At 42.8% G+C, this 24,284-nt stretch carries 21 protein-coding genes; 18 read left to right on the top strand and 3 right to left on the bottom strand.

Annotated elements, in window-relative coordinates:
- Positions 1-13 precede the first annotated feature (13 nt).
- The 11 genes from P9989_RS12385 to P9989_RS12335 all read left to right on the top strand — a co-directional run bounded on the left by P9989_RS12385 (position 14) and on the right by P9989_RS12335 (position 12,207).
- Positions 14-2,083: a sigma 54-interacting transcriptional regulator gene (locus tag P9989_RS12385; RefSeq protein WP_283075226.1), complete on the top strand. Its 2,070-nt coding sequence runs from the start codon at positions 14-16 to the stop codon at positions 2,081-2,083.
- Between the two features lie 48 nt (positions 2,084-2,131).
- On the top strand, positions 2,132-3,031 hold the full coding sequence (yqiS, locus tag P9989_RS12380; RefSeq protein ID WP_283075225.1) for a phosphate butyryltransferase: 900 nt from the start codon (positions 2,132-2,134) through the stop codon (positions 3,029-3,031).
- Positions 3,032-3,046: 15 nt separating this feature from the next.
- On the top strand, positions 3,047-4,141 hold the full coding sequence (gene bcd / locus P9989_RS12375; RefSeq protein ID WP_283075224.1) for a branched-chain amino acid dehydrogenase: 1,095 nt from the start codon (positions 3,047-3,049) through the stop codon (positions 4,139-4,141).
- A 20-nt stretch (positions 4,142-4,161) separates the two neighbouring features.
- The gene (buk, locus tag P9989_RS12370) at positions 4,162-5,247 is read left to right on the top strand and encodes a butyrate kinase (protein WP_283075223.1); all 1,086 of its coding nucleotides are present in this window, start codon (positions 4,162-4,164) and stop codon (positions 5,245-5,247) included.
- A gap of 16 nt (positions 5,248-5,263) precedes the next feature.
- Positions 5,264-6,685 carry a dihydrolipoyl dehydrogenase gene (gene lpdA, locus P9989_RS12365; RefSeq protein ID WP_283075222.1) on the top strand — a complete coding sequence of 474 codons (1,422 nt, stop codon included), beginning with the start codon at positions 5,264-5,266 and terminating at the stop codon, positions 6,683-6,685.
- Positions 6,678-7,697, top strand: a complete 1,020-nt coding sequence (locus P9989_RS12360) for a thiamine pyrophosphate-dependent dehydrogenase E1 component subunit alpha (RefSeq protein WP_283075221.1) — start codon at positions 6,678-6,680, stop codon at positions 7,695-7,697. Before lpdA ends, P9989_RS12360 begins: the two co-directional genes overlap by 8 nt.
- Positions 7,698-7,715: 18 nt before the next feature.
- Positions 7,716-8,699: an alpha-ketoacid dehydrogenase subunit beta gene (locus P9989_RS12355; protein ID WP_283075220.1), complete on the top strand. Its 984-nt coding sequence runs from the start codon at positions 7,716-7,718 to the stop codon at positions 8,697-8,699.
- Between the two features lie 18 nt (positions 8,700-8,717).
- On the top strand, positions 8,718-10,037 hold the full coding sequence (locus tag P9989_RS12350; protein ID WP_283075219.1) for a dihydrolipoamide acetyltransferase family protein: 1,320 nt from the start codon (positions 8,718-8,720) through the stop codon (positions 10,035-10,037).
- Positions 10,038-10,180: 143 nt separating this feature from the next.
- The gene (locus P9989_RS12345; RefSeq protein ID WP_283075218.1) at positions 10,181-10,618 is read left to right on the top strand and encodes a BrxA/BrxB family bacilliredoxin; all 438 of its coding nucleotides are present in this window, start codon (positions 10,181-10,183) and stop codon (positions 10,616-10,618) included.
- Between the two features lie 78 nt (positions 10,619-10,696).
- Entirely contained in the window at positions 10,697-11,647 is a 951-nt protein-coding gene (locus P9989_RS12340; protein ID WP_283075217.1) for an aromatic acid exporter family protein, read from the top strand.
- Between the two features lie 44 nt (positions 11,648-11,691).
- Positions 11,692-12,207 carry a L,D-transpeptidase gene (locus P9989_RS12335; RefSeq protein WP_283075216.1) on the top strand — a complete coding sequence of 172 codons (516 nt, stop codon included), beginning with the start codon at positions 11,692-11,694 and terminating at the stop codon, positions 12,205-12,207.
- A 73-nt stretch (positions 12,208-12,280) separates the two neighbouring features.
- Here P9989_RS12335 and prli42 read toward each other — a convergent pair whose 3' ends face one another.
- Positions 12,281-12,400, bottom strand: a complete 120-nt coding sequence (prli42, locus tag P9989_RS12330) for a stressosome-associated protein Prli42 (protein ID WP_139377165.1) — start codon at positions 12,398-12,400, stop codon at positions 12,281-12,283.
- 177 nt (positions 12,401-12,577) lie between these two features.
- On the opposite strand from prli42, the gene P9989_RS12325 reads away from it, so the two are divergent.
- From P9989_RS12325 to P9989_RS12300, 6 genes are all read left to right on the top strand, one after another.
- Positions 12,578-14,233 (top strand): acyl-CoA mutase large subunit family protein, encoded by a 1,656-nt coding sequence (locus P9989_RS12325; protein ID WP_283075215.1) that lies wholly within the window; start codon positions 12,578-12,580, stop codon positions 14,231-14,233.
- 15 nt (positions 14,234-14,248) lie between these two features.
- Positions 14,249-15,061, top strand: coding sequence for a methylmalonyl-CoA epimerase (mce, locus tag P9989_RS12320; protein ID WP_283075214.1), 813 nt, complete (start codon positions 14,249-14,251; stop codon positions 15,059-15,061).
- A gap of 2 nt (positions 15,062-15,063) precedes the next feature.
- Positions 15,064-16,611 (top strand): acyl-CoA carboxylase subunit beta, encoded by a 1,548-nt coding sequence (locus P9989_RS12315; protein ID WP_283075213.1) that lies wholly within the window; start codon positions 15,064-15,066, stop codon positions 16,609-16,611.
- Between the two features lie 78 nt (positions 16,612-16,689).
- Positions 16,690-17,814, top strand: a complete 1,125-nt coding sequence (locus tag P9989_RS12310) for a M20/M25/M40 family metallo-hydrolase (protein WP_283075212.1) — start codon at positions 16,690-16,692, stop codon at positions 17,812-17,814.
- A gap of 93 nt (positions 17,815-17,907) precedes the next feature.
- On the top strand, positions 17,908-19,155 hold the full coding sequence (locus P9989_RS12305) for a DNA polymerase IV (RefSeq protein WP_283075211.1): 1,248 nt from the start codon (positions 17,908-17,910) through the stop codon (positions 19,153-19,155).
- 134 nt (positions 19,156-19,289) lie between these two features.
- Positions 19,290-20,624, top strand: a complete 1,335-nt coding sequence (locus P9989_RS12300) for a Glu/Leu/Phe/Val family dehydrogenase (protein ID WP_283075210.1) — start codon at positions 19,290-19,292, stop codon at positions 20,622-20,624.
- 28 nt (positions 20,625-20,652) lie between these two features.
- Here the strand turns inward: P9989_RS12300 and P9989_RS12295 are convergent, their stop codons facing one another.
- Together P9989_RS12295 and P9989_RS12290 are read right to left on the bottom strand one after the other, a co-directional pair.
- Positions 20,653-22,095, bottom strand: a complete 1,443-nt coding sequence (locus P9989_RS12295) for an aldehyde dehydrogenase family protein (protein ID WP_283075209.1) — start codon at positions 22,093-22,095, stop codon at positions 20,653-20,655.
- Between the two features lie 12 nt (positions 22,096-22,107).
- Positions 22,108-23,739, bottom strand: a complete 1,632-nt coding sequence (locus P9989_RS12290) for an acetolactate synthase large subunit (RefSeq protein ID WP_283075208.1) — start codon at positions 23,737-23,739, stop codon at positions 22,108-22,110.
- Positions 23,740-24,113: 374 nt separating this feature from the next.
- On the opposite strand from P9989_RS12290, the gene P9989_RS12285 reads away from it, so the two are divergent.
- Positions 24,114-24,239 carry a hypothetical protein gene (locus tag P9989_RS12285; RefSeq protein WP_283075207.1) on the top strand — a complete coding sequence of 42 codons (126 nt, stop codon included), beginning with the start codon at positions 24,114-24,116 and terminating at the stop codon, positions 24,237-24,239.
- Positions 24,240-24,284 lie beyond the last annotated feature (45 nt).

Genomic DNA, 24,284 nt, shown 5'->3' with positions numbered 1-24,284 from the left:
AAGGTGTGATGAAATGAAACGTGTACTCATTATCGGAGCAGGCAAAGGCGGAATAGCCTTATTGCGGTTATTGAGAGAAACAGATCGTATGACAGTTGTTGCTGTAACAGACGTGAATCCTAATGCCGAAGGATTAGAACAAGCTTCCTTATGGGGGATCGAAACAGGTGAGGACTGGCGAAATTTTATACATAAAGATATAGACATTGTTATAGAGGCGACAGGCAGTGACCAAGTTTTCAAAGATGTTCGTGCAGAGCGTTCAAGTAACACAGTATTAATACCAGGTGACGTAGCATACATCACATCTGAGCTGTTAGAGGAGAAGGAATCTTTACTCACCGAAATAAAACAGCAAACAGATAACCAAACGTTAATATTAAATAGTATTCACGACGGAATGATTGTAATTGATGAAAGTGAACAGGTTTCGTTTATGAATAAAAGTGCAGAGCGTATTCTCGGCCAGCATAAGAGTGAGGTTGTGGGCCAGCATGTACGGCATATTATTTCAGATTCCAGACTTCCGCAAGTATTGAAGTCTAAGCGTAAAGAAGTGAATCAAAAACTCAAGCTTGAAAACGGATACAAGGTGATTACCACACGAATCCCAATTATCGGGAAAGACCAGAAAGTTATCGGGGCTTATGCGGTCTTTAAAGATATTACAGAAGTCGTCGATTTAGCCGAAGAGAACACCGATTTAAAAGAAGTCAAAACAATGCTTGAAGCGATTATTCAGTCTTCAGATGAAGCAATTTCAGTCGTAGATGAAAATGGAAACGGTTTAATGGTTAATCCCGCTTATACTCGTATAACTGGTCTGAAAGAGAATGAAATTGTTGGCAGGCCTGCAACTGTTGACATTTCTGAGGGTGAAAGTATGCATATGAAAGTGCTTAAAACGAGGCGCCCCGTTCGTGGAGTACGAATGAAGGTGGGGCCTGCTGAGAAAGAGGTACTTGTCAATGTGGCTCCTGTAATAGTCGATGGAAAGTTAAAGGGAAGCGTCGGTGTTTTGCATGATGTTTCAGAAATCCAGGCATTGACGAGCGAGTTAAAACGGGCGCGGCAGATAATACGAAACCTGGAAGCGAAATACACATTCGATGACATCATTGGAGATTCACAAGAGATGACCCTGGCTCTCGAGCAGGCAAAAGTCGGGGCAAGAACACCTGCTATGGTGCTGTTGCGTGGTGAATCGGGGACAGGCAAGGAGCTTTTTGCCCATGCGATTCATAATGAAAGCAAGCGGAGACACAATAAATTTATTCGGGTGAATTGTGCGGCGATAGCTGAACCGTTACTTGAAAGTGAACTGTTTGGATATGAAGATGGGACTTTTTCCGGTGCGAAACGAGACGGCAGGAAAGGTCTTTTTGAAGAAGCCAATCATGGCAGTATTTTTTTGGATGAGATCGGTGAACTTACACTAACTATGCAAGCTAAGCTGTTGCGCGTTTTACAGGACCAGGAGATTGTTCGGGTTGGAGGGACTAAACCTGTTCATGTAGACGTGCGCGTGATCGCAGCAACACATATTAACTTAGAGAAAGCAATAATGAAAAAAACCTTTCGAGAAGACTTATATTATCGTTTAAATCGATTACCGATTTACATCCCTCCTCTAAGAGAAAGAAAAGAAGATATTGTTCCGCTCGCGAATCATCTTATTCAAAAATTGAATGAAGATTATGGGAGGATTGTGGGAACCATTCATAATGAAGCCTTAGACAAACTGATGGATTATGATTGGCCGGGAAATATTCGGGAACTTGAGAACATAATCGGAAGAGCAATGATCTATATGGAGAATTTTCAAGATGTTATTGAGAAGAAACATATCCCTTCTCTTGTCAATCATGAATCTGCTTTTTCTGACGTACCTGGAGAAGAGGCAGTATGGCTTGGCGGAACACTTCAGGATGCTGTAGATGACTATGAGAAGGACCTATTAGCAGATGCTTTCCGGTCTCACAATTTTAATAAAACCAAAACTGCAAAAGCGTTAGGTATTTCGATTAGAAATCTTTATTACAAACTTGATAAATATAAGCTTGATAAAGAACGAGCCAAATAACCTGCAATAAATTGCATGGTTATGATTTATGGATAAGAGGTGAACAAATTGAAAACCTTAGATGAGCTGCTTCATAAAATAGATCAGAAAAATCTGAAGGTAGTGGCTGTTGCTCAGGCAGCAGACCGAGAAGTTCTGAGGGCCGTTAAACATGCCCTGCAACTTAATATAGGGCACTTCCTGCTGGTAGGTGACCAGCCTGAAATAGAAAATCTTGCAGAACAGGTGGAGCTTGACCTGACTCAACCAGGCATTCGAGTTAAGCATGCTAAGGCTGGAGTAGCTGCCGAAGAAGCTGTAAAGGCCGTTCGGAACAGGGAAGCACATGTGGTGATGAAGGGGCAGATTGATACAAAACAGGTATTAAAAGCTGTGTTGAATAAACAATTCGGGTTGCGCACAAGCCGCGTACTATCCCATGTTGCTTTATTCGAAGTTCCAAACCAGGAGCGCCTTATCTTTTTAACAGATGCGGCAATGAATATTGCCCCAACTATTGAGGAAAAGGTTCACATTATTAATAATGCTGTAGAAGTGGCAGTCAAGTCAGGCTGGACCTTACCAAAGGTTGCCTCGCTCGCAGCAGTTGAGGTCGTTAATCCAACTATGCCAGCCACACAGGATGCAGCTGTTCTGACGCAAATGAATCGCCGTGGTCAAATCAAAAACTGTATCGTAGACGGGCCATTGGCATTTGACAATGCGGTAGACCGCCAGGCTGCTGAGCAAAAAGGAATTACTTCAGAAGTTGCCGGCGAGGCTGATATTCTCGTTGTCCCTACTATTGAGGTAGCCAACGCTCTATACAAATCATTTATGTACTATGCAGGTGCAAAGGTGGCTGCAGTGATAAGCGGGGCTAAAGCTCCAATAGTATTAACATCTCGAGCTGATTCTGCTCAGAGCAAAGTATATTCACTAGCGCTAGCCCTACAAACAAGCAAATAATTGGAGGAATAAACAATGGAAATTTTCAAGTATATGACAAAATATGATTATGAGCAATTACTTTTCTGTCAAGATGAGCAATCAGGTTTAAAAGCGATCATCGCTATTCATGATACGACACTCGGACCTGCTTTAGGCGGAACACGAATCTGGCAATATGAAACAGAAGAGGAAGCAATAGAAGATGCGCTTCGTCTTGCTAAGGGAATGACTTATAAGAATGCGGCTGCAGGACTTAACCTTGGCGGAGGAAAAACCGTCATCATCGGTGATCCGAAAACAGTTAAAAACGAAGCCTTATTCAGAGCATTTGGTCGTTTTATCCAAGGACTTAACGGACGTTATATTACTGCGGAGGACGTGGGAACGACCGTTCAGGATATGGATCTTATCCATGAAGAGACTGATTATGTAACAGGAATTTCAGAAGCGTTTGGTTCTTCAGGGAATCCATCACCTGTAACCGCTTATGGTGTGTACCGCGGTATGAAAGCAGCCGCTAAAGAAGGATTCGGAAGTGATTCATTAGAAGGTAAAACCGTCGCCGTGCAGGGTGTTGGTAACGTAGCATTCAACCTATGTCGTCATTTACATGAGGAAGGTGCGAATTTAATCGTAACAGATATTAATGAAGAGGCTGTTCAGCGTGCAGTTAATGAATTTGGGGCAAAAGCTGTTGGCACAGATGAAATTTACAGTGTCGACTGTGATATTTATTCACCTTGTGCATTAGGAGCAACTATTAATGATGATACTATTCCGCAAATTAAGGCTAAAGTGATCGCTGGAGCAGCGAATAACCAATTAAAAGAAACGAGACATGGAGATATTCTTCATGAAAAGGGTGTCGTTTATACACCTGATTATGTAATTAATGCTGGTGGGGTTATTAACGTGGCAGACGAACTCCACGGATACAATGAAGAGCGTGCTATGAAGCGTGTAGAAACTATCTATTCCAATGTAGCAGGAGTATTTGAGATCTCCCGCCGCGACAACATCCCATCTTATGTAGCTGCAGATCGAATGGCTGAAGAACGAATTGAACAAATGCGCAAATCCCGCAGCCAGTTTCTGAAAAACGGTCATCACATTTTAAGTAGAAGATAGAGTAACGGAGGTCAAAGATTTTGCAATTAAACCGAATACTTGTTATTAATCCTGGTTCAACGTCAACGAAAATTGGTGTATTTGACAATGAGCTGGTTGTCTTGGAAAAGACGATTCGTCATAAACCAGAAGAGGTTAATCAATATAAAAGAATCATCGATCAATATGAATTTCGTAAGCAAGTAATTCTAAGTGTGCTTGATGAAGAAGGAATTAATATTAGTAAATTGAGTGCTGTCTGCGGACGTGGAGGATTGCTTCGTCCGATTGAAGGCGGTACGTATGAAGTGAATGAAGCGATGATTGAGGACTTAAAAGAAGGATACAACGGGGAGCATGCCTCTAACTTAGGGGGGATCATCGCTTCTGAAATTGCTAAAGGTTTAAATATCGGTGCCTATATTGTCGATCCTGTTGTTGTCGATGAATTACATGATCTGGCGCGTATCTCTGGTGTACCGGAGATACCGAGGAAAAGTATTTTTCATGCCTTGAATCAGAAGGCTGTAGCCAGAAGGGCAGCAAAAGACCTTGGGCAGACATATAAAGAATCTCGGTTGTTAGTCACCCATATGGGTGGTGGAATTACAGTAGGAGCCCATGTTAACGGACGGGTTATTGATGTGAACAACGGTCTTCATGGAGACGGACCTTTTTCTCCAGAGCGGGCCGGGACTGTACCCGCTGGAGATCTGGTTTCTCTATGTTATTCTGGGCAATTATATCGGGATGAAGTAATGAAAAAGCTAGTAGGACAAGGCGGGTTAATGGCTTATTTAGATACAAATGATGCAGTCGAAGTAGAAAATATGGTCGAACATGGCGATAAAAAGGCAAAACTAGTATACGACGCCATGGCCTATCAAATTGCTAAAGAGATCGGAAGCATGAGTGTGGTTCTTGAAGGGAAAGTGGACGCGATAGCATTGACGGGTGGACTCGCTTATGGGAAGGCTTTTATAAGTGAGATTTCTAAACGGATTGACTGGATTGCAGACGTGCTTGTTTATCCTGGCGAAAACGAGTTAGAAGCTCTAAACGAAGGGACGCTTCGAGTGCTGCAAAACGAGGAAATCCCGAAACAATACCCAAACTTTGTGGAATAGAAGGGAGTAGACAGGTATGGCCGAAGAATATGATTTAGTTGTATTAGGTGGGGGCACTGGCGGCTATGTTGCTGCGATACGTGCATCTAAACTAGGGTTGAAAGTTGCGATAGTTGAGAAGCGAGAACTAGGAGGGACATGCTTGCATCGTGGGTGTGTTCCTTCTAAAGCACTCTTACGCAGTGCGGAAGTATTTCGACAAACAAAAGAAGCTGAGGATTTTGGTGTTACTACATCTGAACCAACTTTAGACTTTACAAAGGTACAGCAACGTAAACAATCAATTGTTGATACCTTACATAAGGGTGTACAGGGTTTGATGAAAAAAGGAAAAATTGATGTAATCGAAGGTTTTGGCAGAATTCTCGGTCCTTCTATCTTTTCACCGACAGCCGGCACGATTTCTGTTGAGATGAACAATGGCGAAGAAAATGAAATGTTGATACCGAAAAATGTATTAGTTGCTACAGGTTCAAGCCCTAAGTCACTGCCAGGGTTAGAGGTCGATGGAGAATTTGTCATGACATCAGATGAAGCTCTCCATATGGACGAGCTTCCCGCTTCCATCATTATTGTGGGTGGAGGGGTTATCGGAATCGAATGGGCTTCTATGCTAGCAGACTTCGGGGTGAAAGTAACAGTATTGGAATACTTGCCACACATTTTACCTACTGAAGATCAGGACATTTCTAAAGAGATGGTAAAACAAATGAAGAAAAAGGGTGTTGAGATTGTAACCGATGCGAAGGTGCTATCAGAAACACTCCAGACAGGCGAAGGTGTAACGATTCAAGCGGAATTGGGTGGTGAGACGGTTACTTATGATGCGGAGAAAATGTTAGTCTCTGTTGGCCGTAATGCCAACGTTACCAATATCGGCTTAGAAAATACAGATATCGAAGTGGAGAATGGTTTCATTAAAACCAACGCGAATTACCAAACGAAAGAATCTCATATTTACGCGATTGGTGATGTAATAGGCGGTATGCAGCTGGCACACGTGGCTTCACATGAAGGCATTATCGCTGTTGAGCATATGGCAAATCAACATCCACACCCAATGAATGCTGAGCAGGTGCCAACTTGTATTTATTCGAACCCCGAAGTCGCAAGTGTCGGCTTAACTGAACAACAAGCGAAAGAGCAAGGTTATGATGTTAAAGTAGGTAAGTTTCCGTTTCAAGCTATCGGCAAGGCTCTTGTTTTTGGAGAGACAGATGGGTTTGTAAAAATGATTGCTAATAAAGAGAATGATGATCTACTAGGTGTTCATATGGTCGGTCCGCATGTGACGGATATGATTTCAGAAGCCGGTCTTGCCAAAGTTCTTGATGCTACTCCGTGGGAAATTGCTGATAGTATTCATCCGCACCCAACGCTCGCTGAAGCGATTGGGGAGGCGGCAATGGCTGTTGATGGCAATCAAATACATGGATAATAAAAAAGGAGGGTTTCACGTGACTGACAATCGCCATAAATCATTAGGATTATCTGATGAGCAAGTGTTAGACATGTTCCGTACAATGATGTTAGCAAGAAAAATTGATGAACGTATGTGGCTGCTAAACCGAGCTGGGAAGGTGCCATTTGTAATTTCCTGTCAAGGACAGGAAGCAGCTCAGGTGGGGGCATCTTATGCTCTTGACCGCGAGAAGGATTATGCATTGCCTTACTATCGTGATATGGGTGTCGTGCTTTCCTTTGGTATGACTGTTAAAGATTTAATGCTCTCAGGATTTGCTAAAGCAGAAGATCCAAACTCTGGTGGACGCCAAATGCCAGGACACTTTGGCCAAAAGAAAAATCGCATAGTTACAGGGTCATCACCAGTTACGACGCAAGTTCCACATGCTGTAGGAATAGCACTGGCTGGAAAAATGGAGAAAAAGGATTTTGTCTCTTTTGTTACATTTGGAGAAGGCTCATCAAATCAGGGAGATTTCCATGAAGGAGCAAACTTTGCCGGTGTTCATAAATTACCAGTGATTTTCATGGTGGAAAATAACAAATATGCTATTTCGGTTCCTGTGCAGAAACAACTTGCTTGCGAGAAAGTATCTGACCGTGCCGTGGGCTATGGTATGCCTGGTTATACAGTGGATGGAAATGATCCGCTCGCTGTTTATGAAGCTGTCAAAGCAGCTGCAGATCGTGGCCGAGATGGCGATGGGCCGACCCTCATTGAAGCGGTCTCTTATCGGTTGACTCCGCACTCAAGTGACGATGATGACCGTACCTACCGTGAACGTGGTGAAGTTGACGAAGCAAAGAAAAAAGATTCGATAGTTACGTTTGCGAACTATTTGCGCGAGCAGAACATTTTGACAGAAGAAAAAGAAACTGAAATGAACGAAGAACTAAACAAATTAGTCAATGAAGCAACAGACTATGCTGAAAACGCAGCGTATGCTGAAGCTGAATCTGCATTGAACTATGTATATGAAGAGTAAGGAGGGGGAGCTTTAAAAATGGCAGTCATATCTTATATTCAAGCTGTAACCCAAGCATTGAAAGAAGAAATGGAACGTGATGAGAAAGTATTTGTTCTGGGTGAAGATGTCGGCAAGCGTGGAGGCGTATTCCGTGCTACTGATGGGTTATATGATCAATTTGGAGAAGATCGTGTGTTAGATACTCCACTGGCAGAATCTGCTATCGCAGGCGTGGGGATCGGCGCTGCGATGTACGGGATGCGGCCTGTTGCTGAAATGCAATTTGCTGATTTTATTATGCCAGCTGTAAATCAAATTATTTCTGAAGCCGCGAAGACCCGTTATCGTTCGAATAACGACTGGAATGTACCTATGACCATTCGTGCACCGTATGGCGGCGGTGTTCATGGGGCGCTCTATCACTCCCAGTCTGTTGAAGCGGTGTTCGCCAATCAACCTGGGCTTAAAATAGTTATGCCTTCTACTCCTTACGACGTAAAAGGATTGCTTAAAGCCTCTATTCGTGATAATGATCCAGTACTTTTCTTTGAGCACAAGAGGGCATACCGATTGATCAAAGGTGAAGTGCCGGAAGATGATTATACGCTTCCTCTAGGCAAGGCTGATGTTAAACGTGAAGGCTCGGATATTACTGTTATTACCTATGGACTATGTGTGCACTTTGCTCTGCAAGCTGCCGAGAAATTGGCTGAGGAGGGCATTGATGCTCATATTCTCGATTTAAGAACGGTGTATCCACTTGATCAGGAAGCTATTATCGAAGCCGCTTCAAAAACTGGGAAAGTATTACTAGTCACAGAGGACAATAAAGAAGGCGGGATTATATCTGAAGTAGCAGCGGTAGTCAGTGAGAACTGTTTGTTTGATTTGGACGCGCCTGTCAAACGGTTAGCTGGTCCTGATGTCCCTTCTATGCCATATGCCCCAACTATGGAGAAATACTTTATGATGAATCCTGATAAAGTTGAAAAAGCGATGCGGGATTTAGCAGAATTTTAATTAGAGGAGGAGTTCTTTGTGGGATTAGAGAAAATCAACATGCCTCAGCTTGGTGAAAGTGTCACGGAGGGTACGATCAATTCCTGGCTTGTGCAGCCAGGAGATCAAATCAACAAATACGATCCAATTGCAGAGGTTATGACAGATAAAGTAAATGCAGAGGTTCCGTCCTCTTTCACGGGAACAATTAAAGAGCTTATCGCACAAGAAGGCGATACAATAGAAGTCGGTGAACTGATGTGTTATATCGACGTTGAAGGTACCGGTTCTGCTGATGCTGGTAGACCAAGTGAAGACACGAAGGAAAAAACGGAGGAATCCTCCAAGGATGAAGCTCCTAAGCAGAAAGCTTCTTCACCTGATGAAAACAAAACCAAGAAAGAAAAAGGCAGCAAGAAACGCTATTCTCCAGCTGTGTTGACACTGGCTCAAGAACACGAGATCGATTTGAATCAGGTCGAAGGTTCCGGTCGTGGCGGAAGGATAACCCGGAAGGATATTGAGAAAATTATTGAAAGCGGGGAAATACCTGCTGCTAGTGAGTCGACAGAGGCGCCTGATCAGCCCTCTGTTAAAACGGTACCGAACCAGGAACCAACGAAAGCTGCTCCAGCTGCACCAAATGTACAAGCTGGAGAAGGTGATGTTGAGGTACCTGTGACAGGGGTGAGAAAAGCGATTGCCCAAAACATGGTGAAGTCCACAACCGAGATTCCACACGCGTGGATGATGGTTGAAGTTGATGTCACGAATTTAGTAGAGCTTCGCAATTCGCTTAAGAAACAATTTAAAGAAAAAGAAGGATACAGCCTAACGTTCTTCTCTTTCTTTGTTAAAGCAGTGGCCCAGGCTTTGAAAGACTACCCGGAACTTAACAGTACATGGGCTGGTGACAAGATTATTCAGCGCAAAGCCATCAATCTCAATATTGCTGTTGCAAAAGAAGACGAGCTTTTTGTCCCTGTTATCAAGGATGCGGATGAGAAGAGCATTAAAGGCATTGCCCGGGATATTACTGACCTTGCTGGAAAGGCTAGACAAGGGAAATTGACTTCGAAGGATATGGAAGGCGGAACGTTCACGGTAAATAATACCGGTTCCTTCGGTTCCATCCAGTCAATGGGAGTTATTAATCACCCTCAATCAGCCATCTTGCAAGTTGAGTCCATTGTGAAAAAACCTGTTTATCAGGACGGCATGTTCGGAGCACGTGATATGGTAAACTTATGTTTATCCTTAGACCATAGAGTACTTGATGGCCTTGTGGCTGGAAATTTCCTTGCCCGCGTTAAAGAAATTCTTGAAAGCATGTCCAAAGAGCATACTTCTGTTTATTAAGAGGAAAGCCCCAGTTGAGCCTGGGGCTTCTTTATATATAGTTATCTCTCCCTTTCTATATGTCTTACCTGCTCAGAGTAGCAACTTTATTGAAAGACTGCGTTAAACTTGGTAAAATGTTGATAATACTTAGAAAAGGAGCCATGTATATGGATTTTAATATTTATATGAATGACGTCGTTACCCAGGCACGTGATGAAATTACAAATGCGGGTTATTCAGAGTTAACGAGCCCTGAAGAAGTGGAAGAAGCATTAACGAAATCAGGAACAACTCTCGTGATGATTAATTCAGTTTGCGGTTGTGCCGGAGGGATTGCCCGTCCCGCTGCTTCCCATGCCATCCATTATGATAAGCGTCCAGATCATTTGGTTACGGTTTTTGCGGGACAGGACCGTGAGGCAACGGAAAGAGCTCGTCAGTTTTTTGAAGGCTACCCTCCTTCTTCTCCGTCCTTTGCGCTGATGAAAGACGGGAAAATCCAAACAATGGTTGAGCGGCATGATATTGAAGGATTTGAACCGATGGAGGTCATCGGTAAGCTGCAACGCAGTTTCGAAGACTATTGTGAAGAAGTATAAAGATGAGATAAGGGGGATCTTTGCTCAAGTCAAAGATCCTTTTTTACATAGAATTGTGTTACTTGAGGTGACCGAGTAGTGAAAATAGGATACCGCACGATTAAAACAGCTGCAGGAACACCTTTCGCCATCTGGATTGCACAGCTTCTTCATGTCGATAACTATGCATCAGCTGGAATTCTTACCATATTGTGTATTCAAATTACGAGGAAGCGTTCATTCCTATCGGCCTGGCATCGGTTTGCAGCCTGTTTAGTAGCCATGGTTTTTTCTTTTGTATTCTTTGAATTGATTGGCTATCATCCATTCGCAATTGGGCTGATGCTTTTCGTATTCATTCCCACTGCAGTATGGCTCAAAATTACGCCTGGTATTGTTACAAGTTCTGTTATCATCCTCCACCTTTACGGCTCAGGTGGAATTACAGCTGCTCTAATTTGGAACGAATTGATGCTGATGCTTGTTGGAATAGGGACTGCACTGCTGTTAAATGTCTATATGCCAAGTCTTGAAGGGGAGTTAGAAGGTTTTCAGCGTCAAGTCGAGGATAATTTTGCAATCATCTTGAAAGAGCTTTCACACTTTCTTAAAGACAGTAATGAAAGCTGGACCGGCAAAGAGTTAACAGAAACAGCTGCATTATTAGAAAAAGCAAAATCGCTGTCTTCTCGTGATGTGGAAAATCACTTACTTCGCACACACAATCCTTATTACCATTATTTTCACATGCGGACAAAGCAATTCGAATTGTTGGAGCGTATGCTGCCCCTGGTTACACGCATTTCCGGCTCTAATAAACATGCCTGGAGGATTGGACAGTTTTTTGAAGAATTAGCTCAAGGAATTCATCCAGGAAATACAGCTGTCCTTTACTTGAACCGGTTGAAGGACATGAAAGAAGAATTTCGAAATGATGACCTGCCTGTTTCTAGAGAAGAGTTTGAAGAACGAGCAAGTTTATTTCATTTATTAAATGAGATCGAGGAATATCTAATAATAAAAAGGTCTTTTAAGAAGAGTGATGTATAGGGGTTTCTCTTAGCGGGGAAACTTAGAAAAAAGGATGACAGGCTATGCAATTAATTGCCATATTTGTCATGATGGTCACCACATTTTTACCTCCTGCAACAACAGGAGAACCGGTGATATTTGTCAATAAAGCATCAAACGAAATTACGGTGTACCAGTCTGGTAAGGAAATTTTCCATTCTAAAGCGGCTACCGGAAAAACAAAAGAATTAACTCCGGAAGGACATTTTACAATACGGGTCAAAGCTAAAGACCCTTACTATCGAAAAAAAGATATTCCAGGAGGAGCTCCTGAAAATCCACTTGGAAGCAGATGGATAGGATTTGATGCAAACGGTACAGATGGTCGGATCTTTGGTGTGCATGGAACCAACCGGCCGGAGTCAATAGGAAAGTCTGTCTCCGCTGGTTGTATACGGTTGACGAATGCGCGGGTCGAGCAGCTTTATCAACTTGTGGAAGAAGGGACAGAAGTAATCATTGTTGATGACTCCTCGGTTTCGTTTGATGACATGTACAAAAGCTGGGAAAAAGACAAGCTCGCCCAGTTTTTAAAGTGATCTTAGCCTTTTATATTAGTTAAGAATAAGCCGCAAGTTAAGTGCTTGTACACTTAACTTGCGGCTATTTATATTACATAAAGAAAGACGCTCCAGCAAGAAGAGAGGAGAGAACCATGGAAAGAATCATCAAATAGATGACAACTTTCATCCGGCGCTCGCGCTTGGATTTCTTTTTCTTAGAATGAGCCAAGGTATATAACCTCCTTTTCACAATCTCCTTTAATTATTTTACATGTAATCATAGTTTTGGACAAGGGCAGAAAATCATTTACAATATAATTGTGAATTCCATTAATTTTAAGAAACGTAAGCGCTTTATTTTTGGTATGCTAGAGAGGGAAGGTTCTTAAAGAGGAGGAAACGAAAAGTGAGTAATCAAAATTACTATCAACAGATTAAGGAACAATGGAAACAAGATGTGAAAAAGACAGAAAAGCGTTTCCCTGAACGAAAGCAAACCTTTACAACAAGTTCAGAAATTGAGATTGAACGATTATATACCCCGACCGAACCGGAAGACACCTACACGGAAAAGCTGGGGTTCCCTGGTCAATTTCCGTATACACGCGGAATTCAGCCGACTATGTATCGAAGCAGGTATTGGACGATGCGTCAATATGCCGGTTTCGGATCAGCTGAGGAAACCAACGAGCGTTTTAGGTATTTATTAAAACAGGGACAAACCGGTTTGTCTGTAGCCTTTGATCTTCCTACACAAATTGGTTATGACTCGGACGACCCAATGGCAGAGGGGGAGGTTGGCAAGGTAGGAGTGGCGATCGATTCATTAGCTGATATGGAACAGCTTTTTGAGCAAATCCCGCTCGATCAAGTAAGTACCTCGATGACGATTAATGCTCCAGCGTCAATATTGCTGGCCATGTATATTGCTGTCGGTGAGAAGCAGGGGGTCAGCCCTGAGCAGTTAACGGGTACCATTCAAAACGACATATTAAAGGAATATATTGCACGCGGTACATATATTTATCCCCCTAAACCGTCCATGCGGCTCATAACCGATATCTTTGGCTACTGCCACGAACATTTGCCTAAATTTAATACCATCAGTATTTCCGGTTATCATATTCGCGAAGCTGGTTCGACAGCTGTTCAAGAAGTCGCTTTTACGATAGCTAACGGGATGGCTTATGTCGATGCAGCAATTGAATCAGGACTGGAAGTAGATCAGTTCGCCCCAAGACTGGCATTCTTCTTCAATGCTCACAATCAGTTTTTCGAAGAGGCAGCTAAGTTTCGTGCAGCCAGACGAATTTGGGCAAAAATTATGAAGGAACACTACAAAGCCGAAAGTCCGAAGAGCTGGAAGCTGCGGTTTCATACGCAAACAGGCGGCAGCACGTTAACAGCACAGCAGCCTGATAACAATATCGTACGTGTGACGATTCAAGCTCTAGCCGCTGTGATGGGAGGTACGCAAAGCTTACATACCAACTCCCGTGATGAAGCGTTAGCCCTGCCAACTGAAGATTCGGCCAGGATTGCTTTACGAACTCAGCAGATTATTGCACAAGAAAGTGGTGTGGCTGATACGATTGATCCACTGGGTGGTTCTCATTATATGGAAGCGTTAACAGATGAGATAGAAGATGAAGTGAATAAATATCTTGAGCGAATTAAAGAATTAGGCGGAGCAGTTCAAGCTGTCGAAGAAGGATTCATGCAAAGAGAAATTCATCAAACAGCTTATGAAGCTCAGAAACGGATTGAATCAAATGAAGATATTGTAGTTGGCTTAAATGAGTACAAGCTGGAAGAAGAAGTGAACCCTGATTTGCTGCGAGTGGATGAAACGTTAGAGGCTGGTCAAATCGATAAGACGAAGAAAATTCGCAGTACTCGTGATGCAGCCGAAGTAGAGCATTGTCTTGCAGAGCTTCGAGAGGCGGCCAAAGTGAATAATAACGTTATGCCACATATCGTTGATGCTGTGAAGGTGTACGCAACAGTAGGTGAAATAGCTAACGTACTTCGTGAAGAATTTGGAGAGTACACAGGAATGTAGGAAGGATGATGGATAATGAAACCGATACGCGTACTGATCGCTAAACCAGGACTTGATGGACACGATAGGGGGGCCCTGATTATTGCTCAGGCTTTAAGAGATCATGGCATGGAAGTCATTTACACAGGGCTGCGCCAATCACCGGTTCAAATTGCTCGTGCTGCTGTACAGGAGGATGTGGATGTGGTCGGTCTCTCATCTTTGTCAGGCGCTCACAATTCACTTTTTCCAAAAGTGGTTGCGGCTCTTGAAAAGGAAGGAGCTTCAGATATCCCCGTGATTGGCGGCGGTGTGATACCTGCTGAGGACATCCCTCATTTAGAGGCTCAAGGTGTAAAGAAAATTTTCACAAGTGGGGCTCCCACTGATGCTACAGCCATTTATATAAAACAGTTAATGAACAAGGAAATGAGATCGGCACCTGAAAAAGTGTCACACATCGGAATTGCAGTCGAGAATATCGAACAATCATTAGCTTTTTACCAACATACTCTTGGACTAGAAGTCGAAGCGGTTGAAGAGGTGAGTTCAGAGCAGGTCCGAGTTGCTTTTCTACCTATCGGAGAGACGCGGATCGAATTGCTTGAGCCTTTAAGCGATGAATCTCCTATTCGTAAGTTTATTACTAAAAAAGGTGAAGGGATTCACCATATCGCTTTAGAGGTAAATGATATTAATAAGCGCCTTCAACAGTATCAAGAGGAAGGTATCCCGTTGATTAATACGGAACCGAAGCAAGGAGCCCACAATAGCCAGATTGCCTTTCTACACCCAAAAGCTTCCGGTGGTGTCCTCTTTGAATTAACAGATCTGAAGGGAGAGCAATAAACATGGACATTTATGATAAAATTAACGAACTTTACGATAAGCGAAGACAGTCCGAACTTGGCGGCGGTGATGAACGAATCAACAAACAGCACGATAAAGGAAAATGGACGGCCAGGGAACGAATTGAGTATTTAGTAGATGAGGGTAGTTTTATTGAACTTAATCCCTTTATTGAACACCGTCAAAGTGATTTTGGGATGAATGGGAATGATGCGCCTGGAGAAGGAGTAGTGACCGGCTTTGGAAAAATAGAAGGGCGGGATATTTACTTATTCGCCCAGGATTTCACTGTATACGGTGGTGCACTCGGTGAAATGCATGGTAAAAAAATCGCTGCGGTCATGGATCTCGCCGCTAAAAATGGCACACCATTCATTGGGTTAAATGACTCCGGTGGTGCACGTATTCAAGAGGGAGTTTCATCCCTGGATGGATATGGACAGGTATTCTATCGTAATTCAATTTATTCCGGCGTTATCCCGCAAATTTCTGTCATTATGGGTCCTTGTGCAGGAGGAGCTGTGTATTCGCCTGCGATCACTGATTTCGTTATTATGGTTGAAAAAACGTCGCAAATGTTTATTACGGGTCCAAAGGTAATTGAGACTGTGACTGGAGAACAAATCTCAGCAGAAGATTTGGGAGGAGCTGACGTTCATAATACGTTGAGCGGAAATGCTCATATTAAAACGGAGGATGAAGCATCCGCTCTTGATGCTGTTCGAGATTTAGTCCGTTATTTACCGCCCAACAGTAAGGAGAAACCGGAACGGATTGAGGTAGCTGACGAAGAAGATTATCGTCCTGATTTAACGGATAAAATTCCTTTCGATCCCATCAGACCGTATGATGTGCGTGTTATTATTGAAGAGGTAGTTGATGAGCAATCCTTTTTTGAAATACACAAGGATTTTGCCAAAAATATCGTTGTCGGTTTTGCACGTTTGAAGGGGCAGACAATTGGGCTTGTTTGTAATCAGCCTAAATATATGGCTGGCGGTCTTGATATTGATTCAAGTGATAAAGCTGCCCGGTTTATTCGTTTTTGTGATTCGTTTAATATTCCTCTCGTCACGTTTGAAGACGTTACAGGGTTCTTTCCAGGCATTAAGCAGGAGCATGGGGGTATCATTCGGCACGGCGCTAAAATTTTATATGCCTATTCTGAAGCGACGGTTCCTAAATTAACCGTCATTACTCGTAAGGCATACGGTGGGGCTTATGTGGCCTTAAATAGTAAATCAATCGGAGCTGATTTGGTTTATGCTTGGCCAAATGCAGAAATTGCTGTTATGGGTCCTGAAGGTGCAGCCAATATTATTTTTGCTAAGGATATAAAAGACAGTGAGAATCCTGAAGAAACAAGACAGAACAAAATCAATGAGTATCGAGAACGATTTGCAAATCCGTATGTTGCGGCTGGGCTTGGAATGGTTGATGATGTTATAGATCCAAGAGAAACGAGAACGACCCTTATAAAGGCGCTTGATATGCTGAAAAATAAACACGAAGATCGACCTTATAAAAAACATGGAAATATTCCTCTCTAATTGACACTGTGCTGTAGTTTGCGCTAACGTACTAAGAGGAACGAGTATTTACATAGATACACTCGGGAGGTAGAAAGCATGGTAGCTGTAAATAAAGAGCGTTTAATTGAGGAATTCCTTGAACTGGTTCAGGTGGATTCCGAAACAAAAGATGAAGCTAAGATTGCTAAAGTATTGACTAAAAAATTCGAAGATCTTGGCCTAGAGGTGTTCGAAGACGATGCCAAAAATAAAACTGGTCATGGAGCTGGAAACTTAATTTGTAATTTAAAAGGAACAAAAAAGGACGTTGACACGATTTATTTCACGTCGCATATGGATACCGTTGTTCCAGGCAATAAAGTAAAACCGGCTATTAAAGATGATTATATCGTGACTGATGGAACAACTATTCTCGGTGCGGATGATAAAGCAGGTTTAGCGGCGATACTGGAAGCAATTCGTTCAATCAAAGAACAAAATGTGGAACACGGCGATCTACAATTTATTATTACGGTCGGAGAGGAAAGCGGATTGGTCGGTGCGAAGGCCCTTGATCCTTCGCACTTAACAGCAAAGTATGGGTATGCCATCGACAGTGATGGGCAGGTGGGCAATATTATTGTAGCTGCTCCTACCCAAGCTAAACTTAATGCGATTGTCAAAGGACGTACAGCTCATGCGGGTCTTGCCCCAGAGAAGGGTGTATCTGCTATTACGCTCGCTTCTAAAGCGATAGCTAAAATGCCTCTCGGACGTATTGATGAGGAAACGACTGCAAATATCGGCCGTTTTGAAGGTGGTAAACAGACGAACATCGTATGCGACCACGTTGAAATTCTGGCAGAAGCCCGTTCCCTTGTTCCGGACAAAATGAATGAGCAAGTTGAGAAAATGAAACAAGCCTTTATCCAAACGGCTGAGGAGATGGGCGGAGAAGTTGAACTCCAAGTTGATATTATGTATCCAGGCTTTAAACAGCAGGAGGGTGACCATGTGGTAGAAGTGGCCAGGGCGGCGGCCAAACAAATTGGCCGTGAAAGCAAATTACTAACGAGTGGTGGTGGAAGTGATGCCAACGTAATTGCCGGCCATAACATTCCGACGGTTAATTTGGCAGTGGGCTATGAGGAAATTCACACAACTAATGAACGGATTCCCGTTGGAGAATTAGTCAAAATAGCAGAACTTGTAACAGCCATCATAGATGAAGCTAGCAAATAATTAAAACTCGATGAATTAGGCAGCCGTGTTAACCATGGCTGTCTTTTGTTATGGTATAATATAAGAACAACCGTTCGAAAAGGGTGGATTTTTATGTCAAAGTGGTACCCTAAAAATGGCCGGGTTATTTTTCATGTCGATATGAATAGCTTCTATGCATCGGTTGAAATGGCTTTTGACCCTTCCTTGAAAGGTAAACCGCTGGCGATTGCCGGGAATCCCGAAGAACGTCGCGGCATCGTCGTTACAAGCAGCTATGAAGCCAGGAAGTACGGAGTGAAAACCACTATGCCGGTAGGAGAGGCGAGACGACTTTGCAAAGACTTAATTGTGATGTCGCCTACATTCGAAAGATATCGGGCAGCGTCTAAGGAAATGTTTAAGATTCTCACCGAAGTGACGGACATGATTCAGCCTGTATCCATTGATGAGGGCTATATGGATATTACGGCCTGTCATGAACAAGGCTCGCCCCCAGAAATTGCTGACCAAATTCAGTCGAGGATAAAAGATGAGCTTGATTTGCCTTGCAGTATTGGAATAGCGCCCAATAAGTTTTTGGCGAAGATGGCTTCAGATATGAAAAAACCGATGGGGATAACCATTTTACGTAAAAGAGACCTTCCTAATAAGCTGTGGCCGCTGCCAATTGAGGACATGTATGGTGTCGGTGAGAAAACAGCAGGAAAGCTTAGAAAAATGAAAGTGGAGACAATTGGTGACCTTGCCAATCATCATGTTATCGAACTGAAAAATGTGCTCGGAATCAACGGAGAGCGGTTACAGAACCGAGCGAATGGGATCGACAATCGCCCGGTAGACCCAGAAGCGGTTCATGAGTTTAAAAGTATTGGCACTTCCACTACATTGCCTCATGACACGACAGACGAAGTCGAAGTAAGGCAAGTTCTGAGAAGGCTGGCGGCTAAGGTAGAAGCACGAATGAAGAAAAAAAGTGTACTTGCCCGAAATGTGCAGCTAATGATCCGGTATCACGATCGAAAGACTATAACAAGAAGCCGCCAGCTCCCTGATTTTGTTGAATCGTCAGATGAGCTGTTTCAAGCAGCATATCATCAATTTGATGAACATTGGAACCAGCAGCCTATCAGACTGCTCGGCATTACAGCCCAGGATCTAGTCGAGCAAGCTGAAGTTACCCAGCAACTCGATTTATTCAGCTACCAGAAACATGCTGGTAAAGAAAAATTGTACCATGTGATTGATACACTAACCGAGAAATATGGACATAATCCTTTTCAAAAGTTGAAAAGTCCTTCAGATGCCAGGATGACGACCAGTTTTCAGAAAGATTTTTTAGATGACTTTAAAAATAACTAACCTCATGATAACTATGGATAGCTTAGCTTTATTTGCATGGCTATCCTTTCTTTTTTTACCCTGTCTTTCGGTATAAAAAGGAGAATTTATTGGAATTTTAGAAAGAGAGATTCCAAATGAGGAGTGATAGAGATATGGCAAAAGAAAAGCAGAATCAAGATAAAGCAGAATCAGATATTACTACACACGATCATAATCCATACGACATTGTTAAAGGGTTAATACAGGAATCTGTTAAGGCCCTAGGGTTAGACGAGAACGTTTATCACGTACTGAAAAAGCCAATGAGGGTGCTGGAAGTGTCACTTCCGATTCGCATGGATGATGGAACGATCCAAAACTTCACAGGTTTTCGGTCGCAACACATTGATATCCTCGGCCCAACGAAAGGCGGAATCAGGTTTCATCCCAATGTTAATGTGGATGAAGTAAAGGCCCTTTCGGTCTGGATGTCCTTAAAAACAGCGATTGTGGATATTCCGTTTGGCGGTGGAAAGGGCGGGGTTATTGTTGACCCTGAGAACCTATCTGTGTCAGAACTTGAAACGCTTAGTCGTACGTATATCAGAAAAATCACTCCAATTATTGGCCCACAAAAAGATATTCCGGCTCCTGATGTGAATACGAGCCCGGAGGTTATGGGATGGATGATTGATGAATTTGATCAGCTGCGAGGTTATAATATTCCAGGAATGATCACAGGTAAACCGGTTATTATAGGTGGTTCTCTAGGCCGGCTGGAGGCTACAGGACGGGGAGTAGTTTTTACAATTCGGGAAGCTGCTAAAGTTTTAGACATGGATTTAAGTAAGTCTACAGCTGCCCTCCAGGGTTTCGGTAATGTTGGAAGCATGACAGCTAAGTTTTTGCATGAATTAGGAGTGAAAATTGTTGCTGTTACAGATGCACGGGGAGGAATTTATAACGAAGAGGGGATCGATATTCCGGCTTTGCTTGACTTTGTGAAGGACGGTAGTAATTATGCTTCCGATTTTTCTGATGCAGAGTCGATCACGAATGATAAGATGTTTGGGCTTCCTGTCGATATTCTTATTCCAGCTGCAATTGAAAATCAGGTTACGAAGGAAACAGCCGGTAATATTCAGGCGAAAATTGTTGCCGAGGCGGCCAATGGGCCAACGACACCTGATGGGGATAAGATTCTTGAAGAAAAAGGGGTATTCGTGATCCCTGATATCCTTTGTAATGCAGGTGGTGTCACGGTATCGTACTTTGAATGGGTTCAAAATACGATGAACTATTACTGGAAAGAGAAAGAAGTAAATGAAAAGCTTGAAGAGCATATGCTTTTTGGTTTTGAGAAAGTGCTGGAAATGAAAAACGATAAGAAGTGTCGGATGAGGGATGCTGCTTATATGGTTGGAATTAATCACTTAGTCAAAGCGATGGAGGCACGTGGCTGGATAAGAGGGTCTGATATGGAATCTAACCATAATGACATGAAATAAGCGCTCAAAAAAAGACTATGACACACCGTCATAGTCTTTTTTCGTTTAGATTAATTCCAATGAATTTTATTTCCGTCATATCCTCAATCGCATATTTGACCCCTTCGCGTCCGATCCCACTTTGTTTCACACCACCATACGGATGATTATCCTGACGATAGGTTGAAATTTCATTAATCCACACCCCACCCATCTCAAGATGATCCGCGACACGGAGAGCTCTATTGATGTCCTTTGTAAACACCCCTGCTTGTAAGCCGTAAATGGAATCATTGGAGTGTTTTACGACCTCTTCTTCTGTTTCAAATGGAATGACTGACACTATTGGTGCAAAAACCTCTTCAGCAATGATTTTCATATCACTTTTTACGTCGGTCATGATGGTAGGCGATAACATAGTTCCGTTCAGTTCCCCGCCCGTTACAATTCTAGCTCCATTCGATTGAGCATCATCGATCCATGTTTTCGCTCTTTCAGCAGCCTCTTTATTGATCATGGGTCCAAAATCAGTATTTTCGTTAAGTGGATCACCTATCGTTAAAGCTTCTGTTTGCTTTGCATATTCCTTTAGAAACGAATCATATAGGGAATGGTGAACATAAATTCGCTGTGCTGATATACAAACTTGTCCGGAAAAAGCAAAGGCTCCTTTCACCAGGTCTTCAACTGCTTGTTCCATATCAGCATCTTCAAAAAGGATGTTAGGGGAATTGGAGCCAAGTTCTAAAGTAACTTTTTTAAAACCGGCTTTCTCACGAATATTTTTTCCTACAGGCAGGCTCCCAGTAAATGTAACTTTCTGCACTTTTTCATGTTGTACAAGCACGTCACCGACAACTTCGCCTTTGCCCATAATAAGGTTCAAGGCTCCAGTAGGAAGACCGGCTTCATGAAACAGTTGTACAAGCATATAAGCTGATACCGGCGTCTTCTCAGCTGGCTTAAATATAACTACATTGCCTGCAGCTAGAGCTGGGGCCAGTTTGTGAAGGGACAGATTTAGCGGGAAGTTAAACGGTGTAATCGCTGATACTACCCCGAGAGGAGCCCTTTTGGTAAAACCAAGACGATTTTCTCCTCCTACTGCAGCGTCCAAAGGAATCACTTCACTATAAATATGTTTCGCATTTTCCGAAGCAAATCGAAGTACTTGGACAGCACGATCCACTTCACCACGGCTATATTTCAGTGGTTTGCCGGCTTCTTTGGCTATGATTTCAGCAAAGGATTCCTTTCTGTCCGCCAGCAGGTTTGCGGTTTTGAGTAATATATTTGACCGTTGATAGGCTGGCATAGTCTTCATCGTGCTATGAAAGGTGTCAAAGCTTTGATCGATAGCTTTATTTACATCTTCGACTCCTGCTAAGGCAATTTCAGCTACTTTTTCCTGATTAAAAGGATTAAAGACAGATAAGGTTTCACGATGTTCCTCTTTGTATTCCTGGCCGTTTATAATGGAACCAATTTTCATACTCTCACCTCTTCAGCAGTTAATGTTTTTCAGTTTTTCAGTCAGTTTCATGTTTTCACTATAATCAACTGGGCAATCAATTAACACTGGCTTGTTCATCGCTATCGCTTTCTCCAGTGCAGGCTTTAATTCTTTCGTTTCCTCGATACTCATCGCCTCAAATCCGTACGATTTTGCAAGCTGGACAAAATCTGGATTACCGAAACTAATATGGGAAGCTCGCTCGAACTTTTTCATTTGATGCCATTCAATCAGACCATAGCCGTCATCTCTCCATAACAAAATAACGATAGGGAGATTGAGGCGCACGGCTGTCTCTAATTCCGCTCCTGTCATTTGAAAGGCGCCATCCCCGCAGACTGCAACTACATTTCTATCAGGTAATGCCATCTTTGCACCAATCGCCCCTGGAACGGCTACTCCCATGGAAGCTAGACCATTCGATATGAGGCAAGTATTTGGTTCTGCTGTATGATACATGCGCGCCATCCACATTTTATGTGCTCCTACGTCTGAAATAGCTATGTCTTGATCCCCTAACACGTCACGGAGATCTGTAATAATTTTTTGAGGTTTGATGGGGAAACTGTCATCCTGCTTATAATGCTCGAACTCGTCTAAGATTTGAGTTCTTATGGTGGAAACCCAGTCAAGATCTCTTTCTTTGTAGGTCACAACTTTTGAAAGTTCCTCAATGTTTTCCTTAATATTTCCAACCACATTTAATGCTACAGGGTAACAGGAATCAATCTCGGCTTCTTCTGTATCAATGTGTAAGATTTTCGTAGAACCATCAGGATTCCAATTTCTTGGGGGAGTTTCAGCCATATCAAATCCAATACAAATGATTAAATCCGACCTTTCAAACCCACATGTAATATGGTCCTTACCGCTTATGCCGGCAGTCATCAAGCTTATATTTTCCTTCCATGAAAGGGATCCTTTTCCCATGAAGGAGTGGACGACAGGAATTTGAGTGTCCTTTACAAATTTGCGAAATAGGTCGGTGGCTTGGGCACGGGTAATACCGTCCCCAGCAAGGATGAGTGGATAATCGGCCTGGTTAAGGAGAGCAGCCGCTTCCTGGATCACTTTTTCATCTGATTGAGGGATCGCGTGTCCTGTAATGAGAAGTGGTTCTGCATCGACTTCCATTCCTGCAATATCCTCAGGCAGATCAATATGTGTAGCACCAGGCTTTTCCTGACCAGCCACTTGGTAAGCTTTCCTCACAACCTCAGGGACGATTTCAGCTGTCTTAACTTGTGCGTTCCACTTCGTGACAGGCTCATAAATGTCGACAAGGTCGTAATATTGATGTGAAATTTTGTGCTGACGGTTCATACCAGCTTGACCGGTGATCGCAATCAGTGGACAATGATCCATATTTGCATTAGCCACCCCGGTTAATAAATTTGTAGCCCCTGGTCCAAGTGTGGCGAGACATACACCAGGTTTCCCTGTTAATTTCCCATATGTTCCGGCCATAAATGCTGCACTCGTTTCGTGGCGGGTAACAATAAATTCGATCTTTGACCCAAGAAGTGCGTCCATAAGGTCGATGTTCTCTTCTCCAGGAACACCGAAAATATACTCTACACCTTCATTTTCGAGGCATTTCACAATTAATTCTGCAACTTTCATGACAATACACCCTTTATCGTTAGTAGTTCATTCCTCGTTATCTTGTGTAAAAGCTTTACTTCTTATGAATTTTTGAAAGGATTCTAGGTTTTTCGAAGTAATTAATTCCATCAATCGCAATTGTAGTTTCCCTTGACATGACCGTGACATACTCAACAACCCCAAGTTGATGAGCACCTGGGGCATAATGGCTGCCTGGCTTTAAGAAAGCTCGATGACTTCGATGAGTCCATATACTTTCTCATCAAGTTTTGTCGGTAGTAAGACTCTATTTGGGGTATGGATCATTTTCGTAGGGTTGGTGTTGCACAGTTTCATGACTATAAGACATAATAAGGCAAACGAAAAATGGGTAAGGGCATCCTAATGAACTGATGGTGATTAGAGCGATGATGAATTCACTTGTTGAACAAACAGGCTTTTTAATGCCAGTTGGTTTGAGCTGGGGGAGGACTGTCCTTGGTTTTATAATCTTATCTATGTTACAAAACGAAAATTAAAAAGCGTATCTCTGCAGGAAGCTTTGAAAAAACAGCAAGATTAAA

The organism is Halobacillus naozhouensis (assembly GCF_029714185.1).
GTDB classification, from domain to species: domain Bacteria; phylum Bacillota; class Bacilli; order Bacillales; family Halobacillaceae; genus Halobacillus_A; species Halobacillus_A naozhouensis.
The sequence above is the reverse complement of the archived record's forward strand: the minus strand, read 5'-3'. Positions and strand labels throughout refer to the sequence as shown.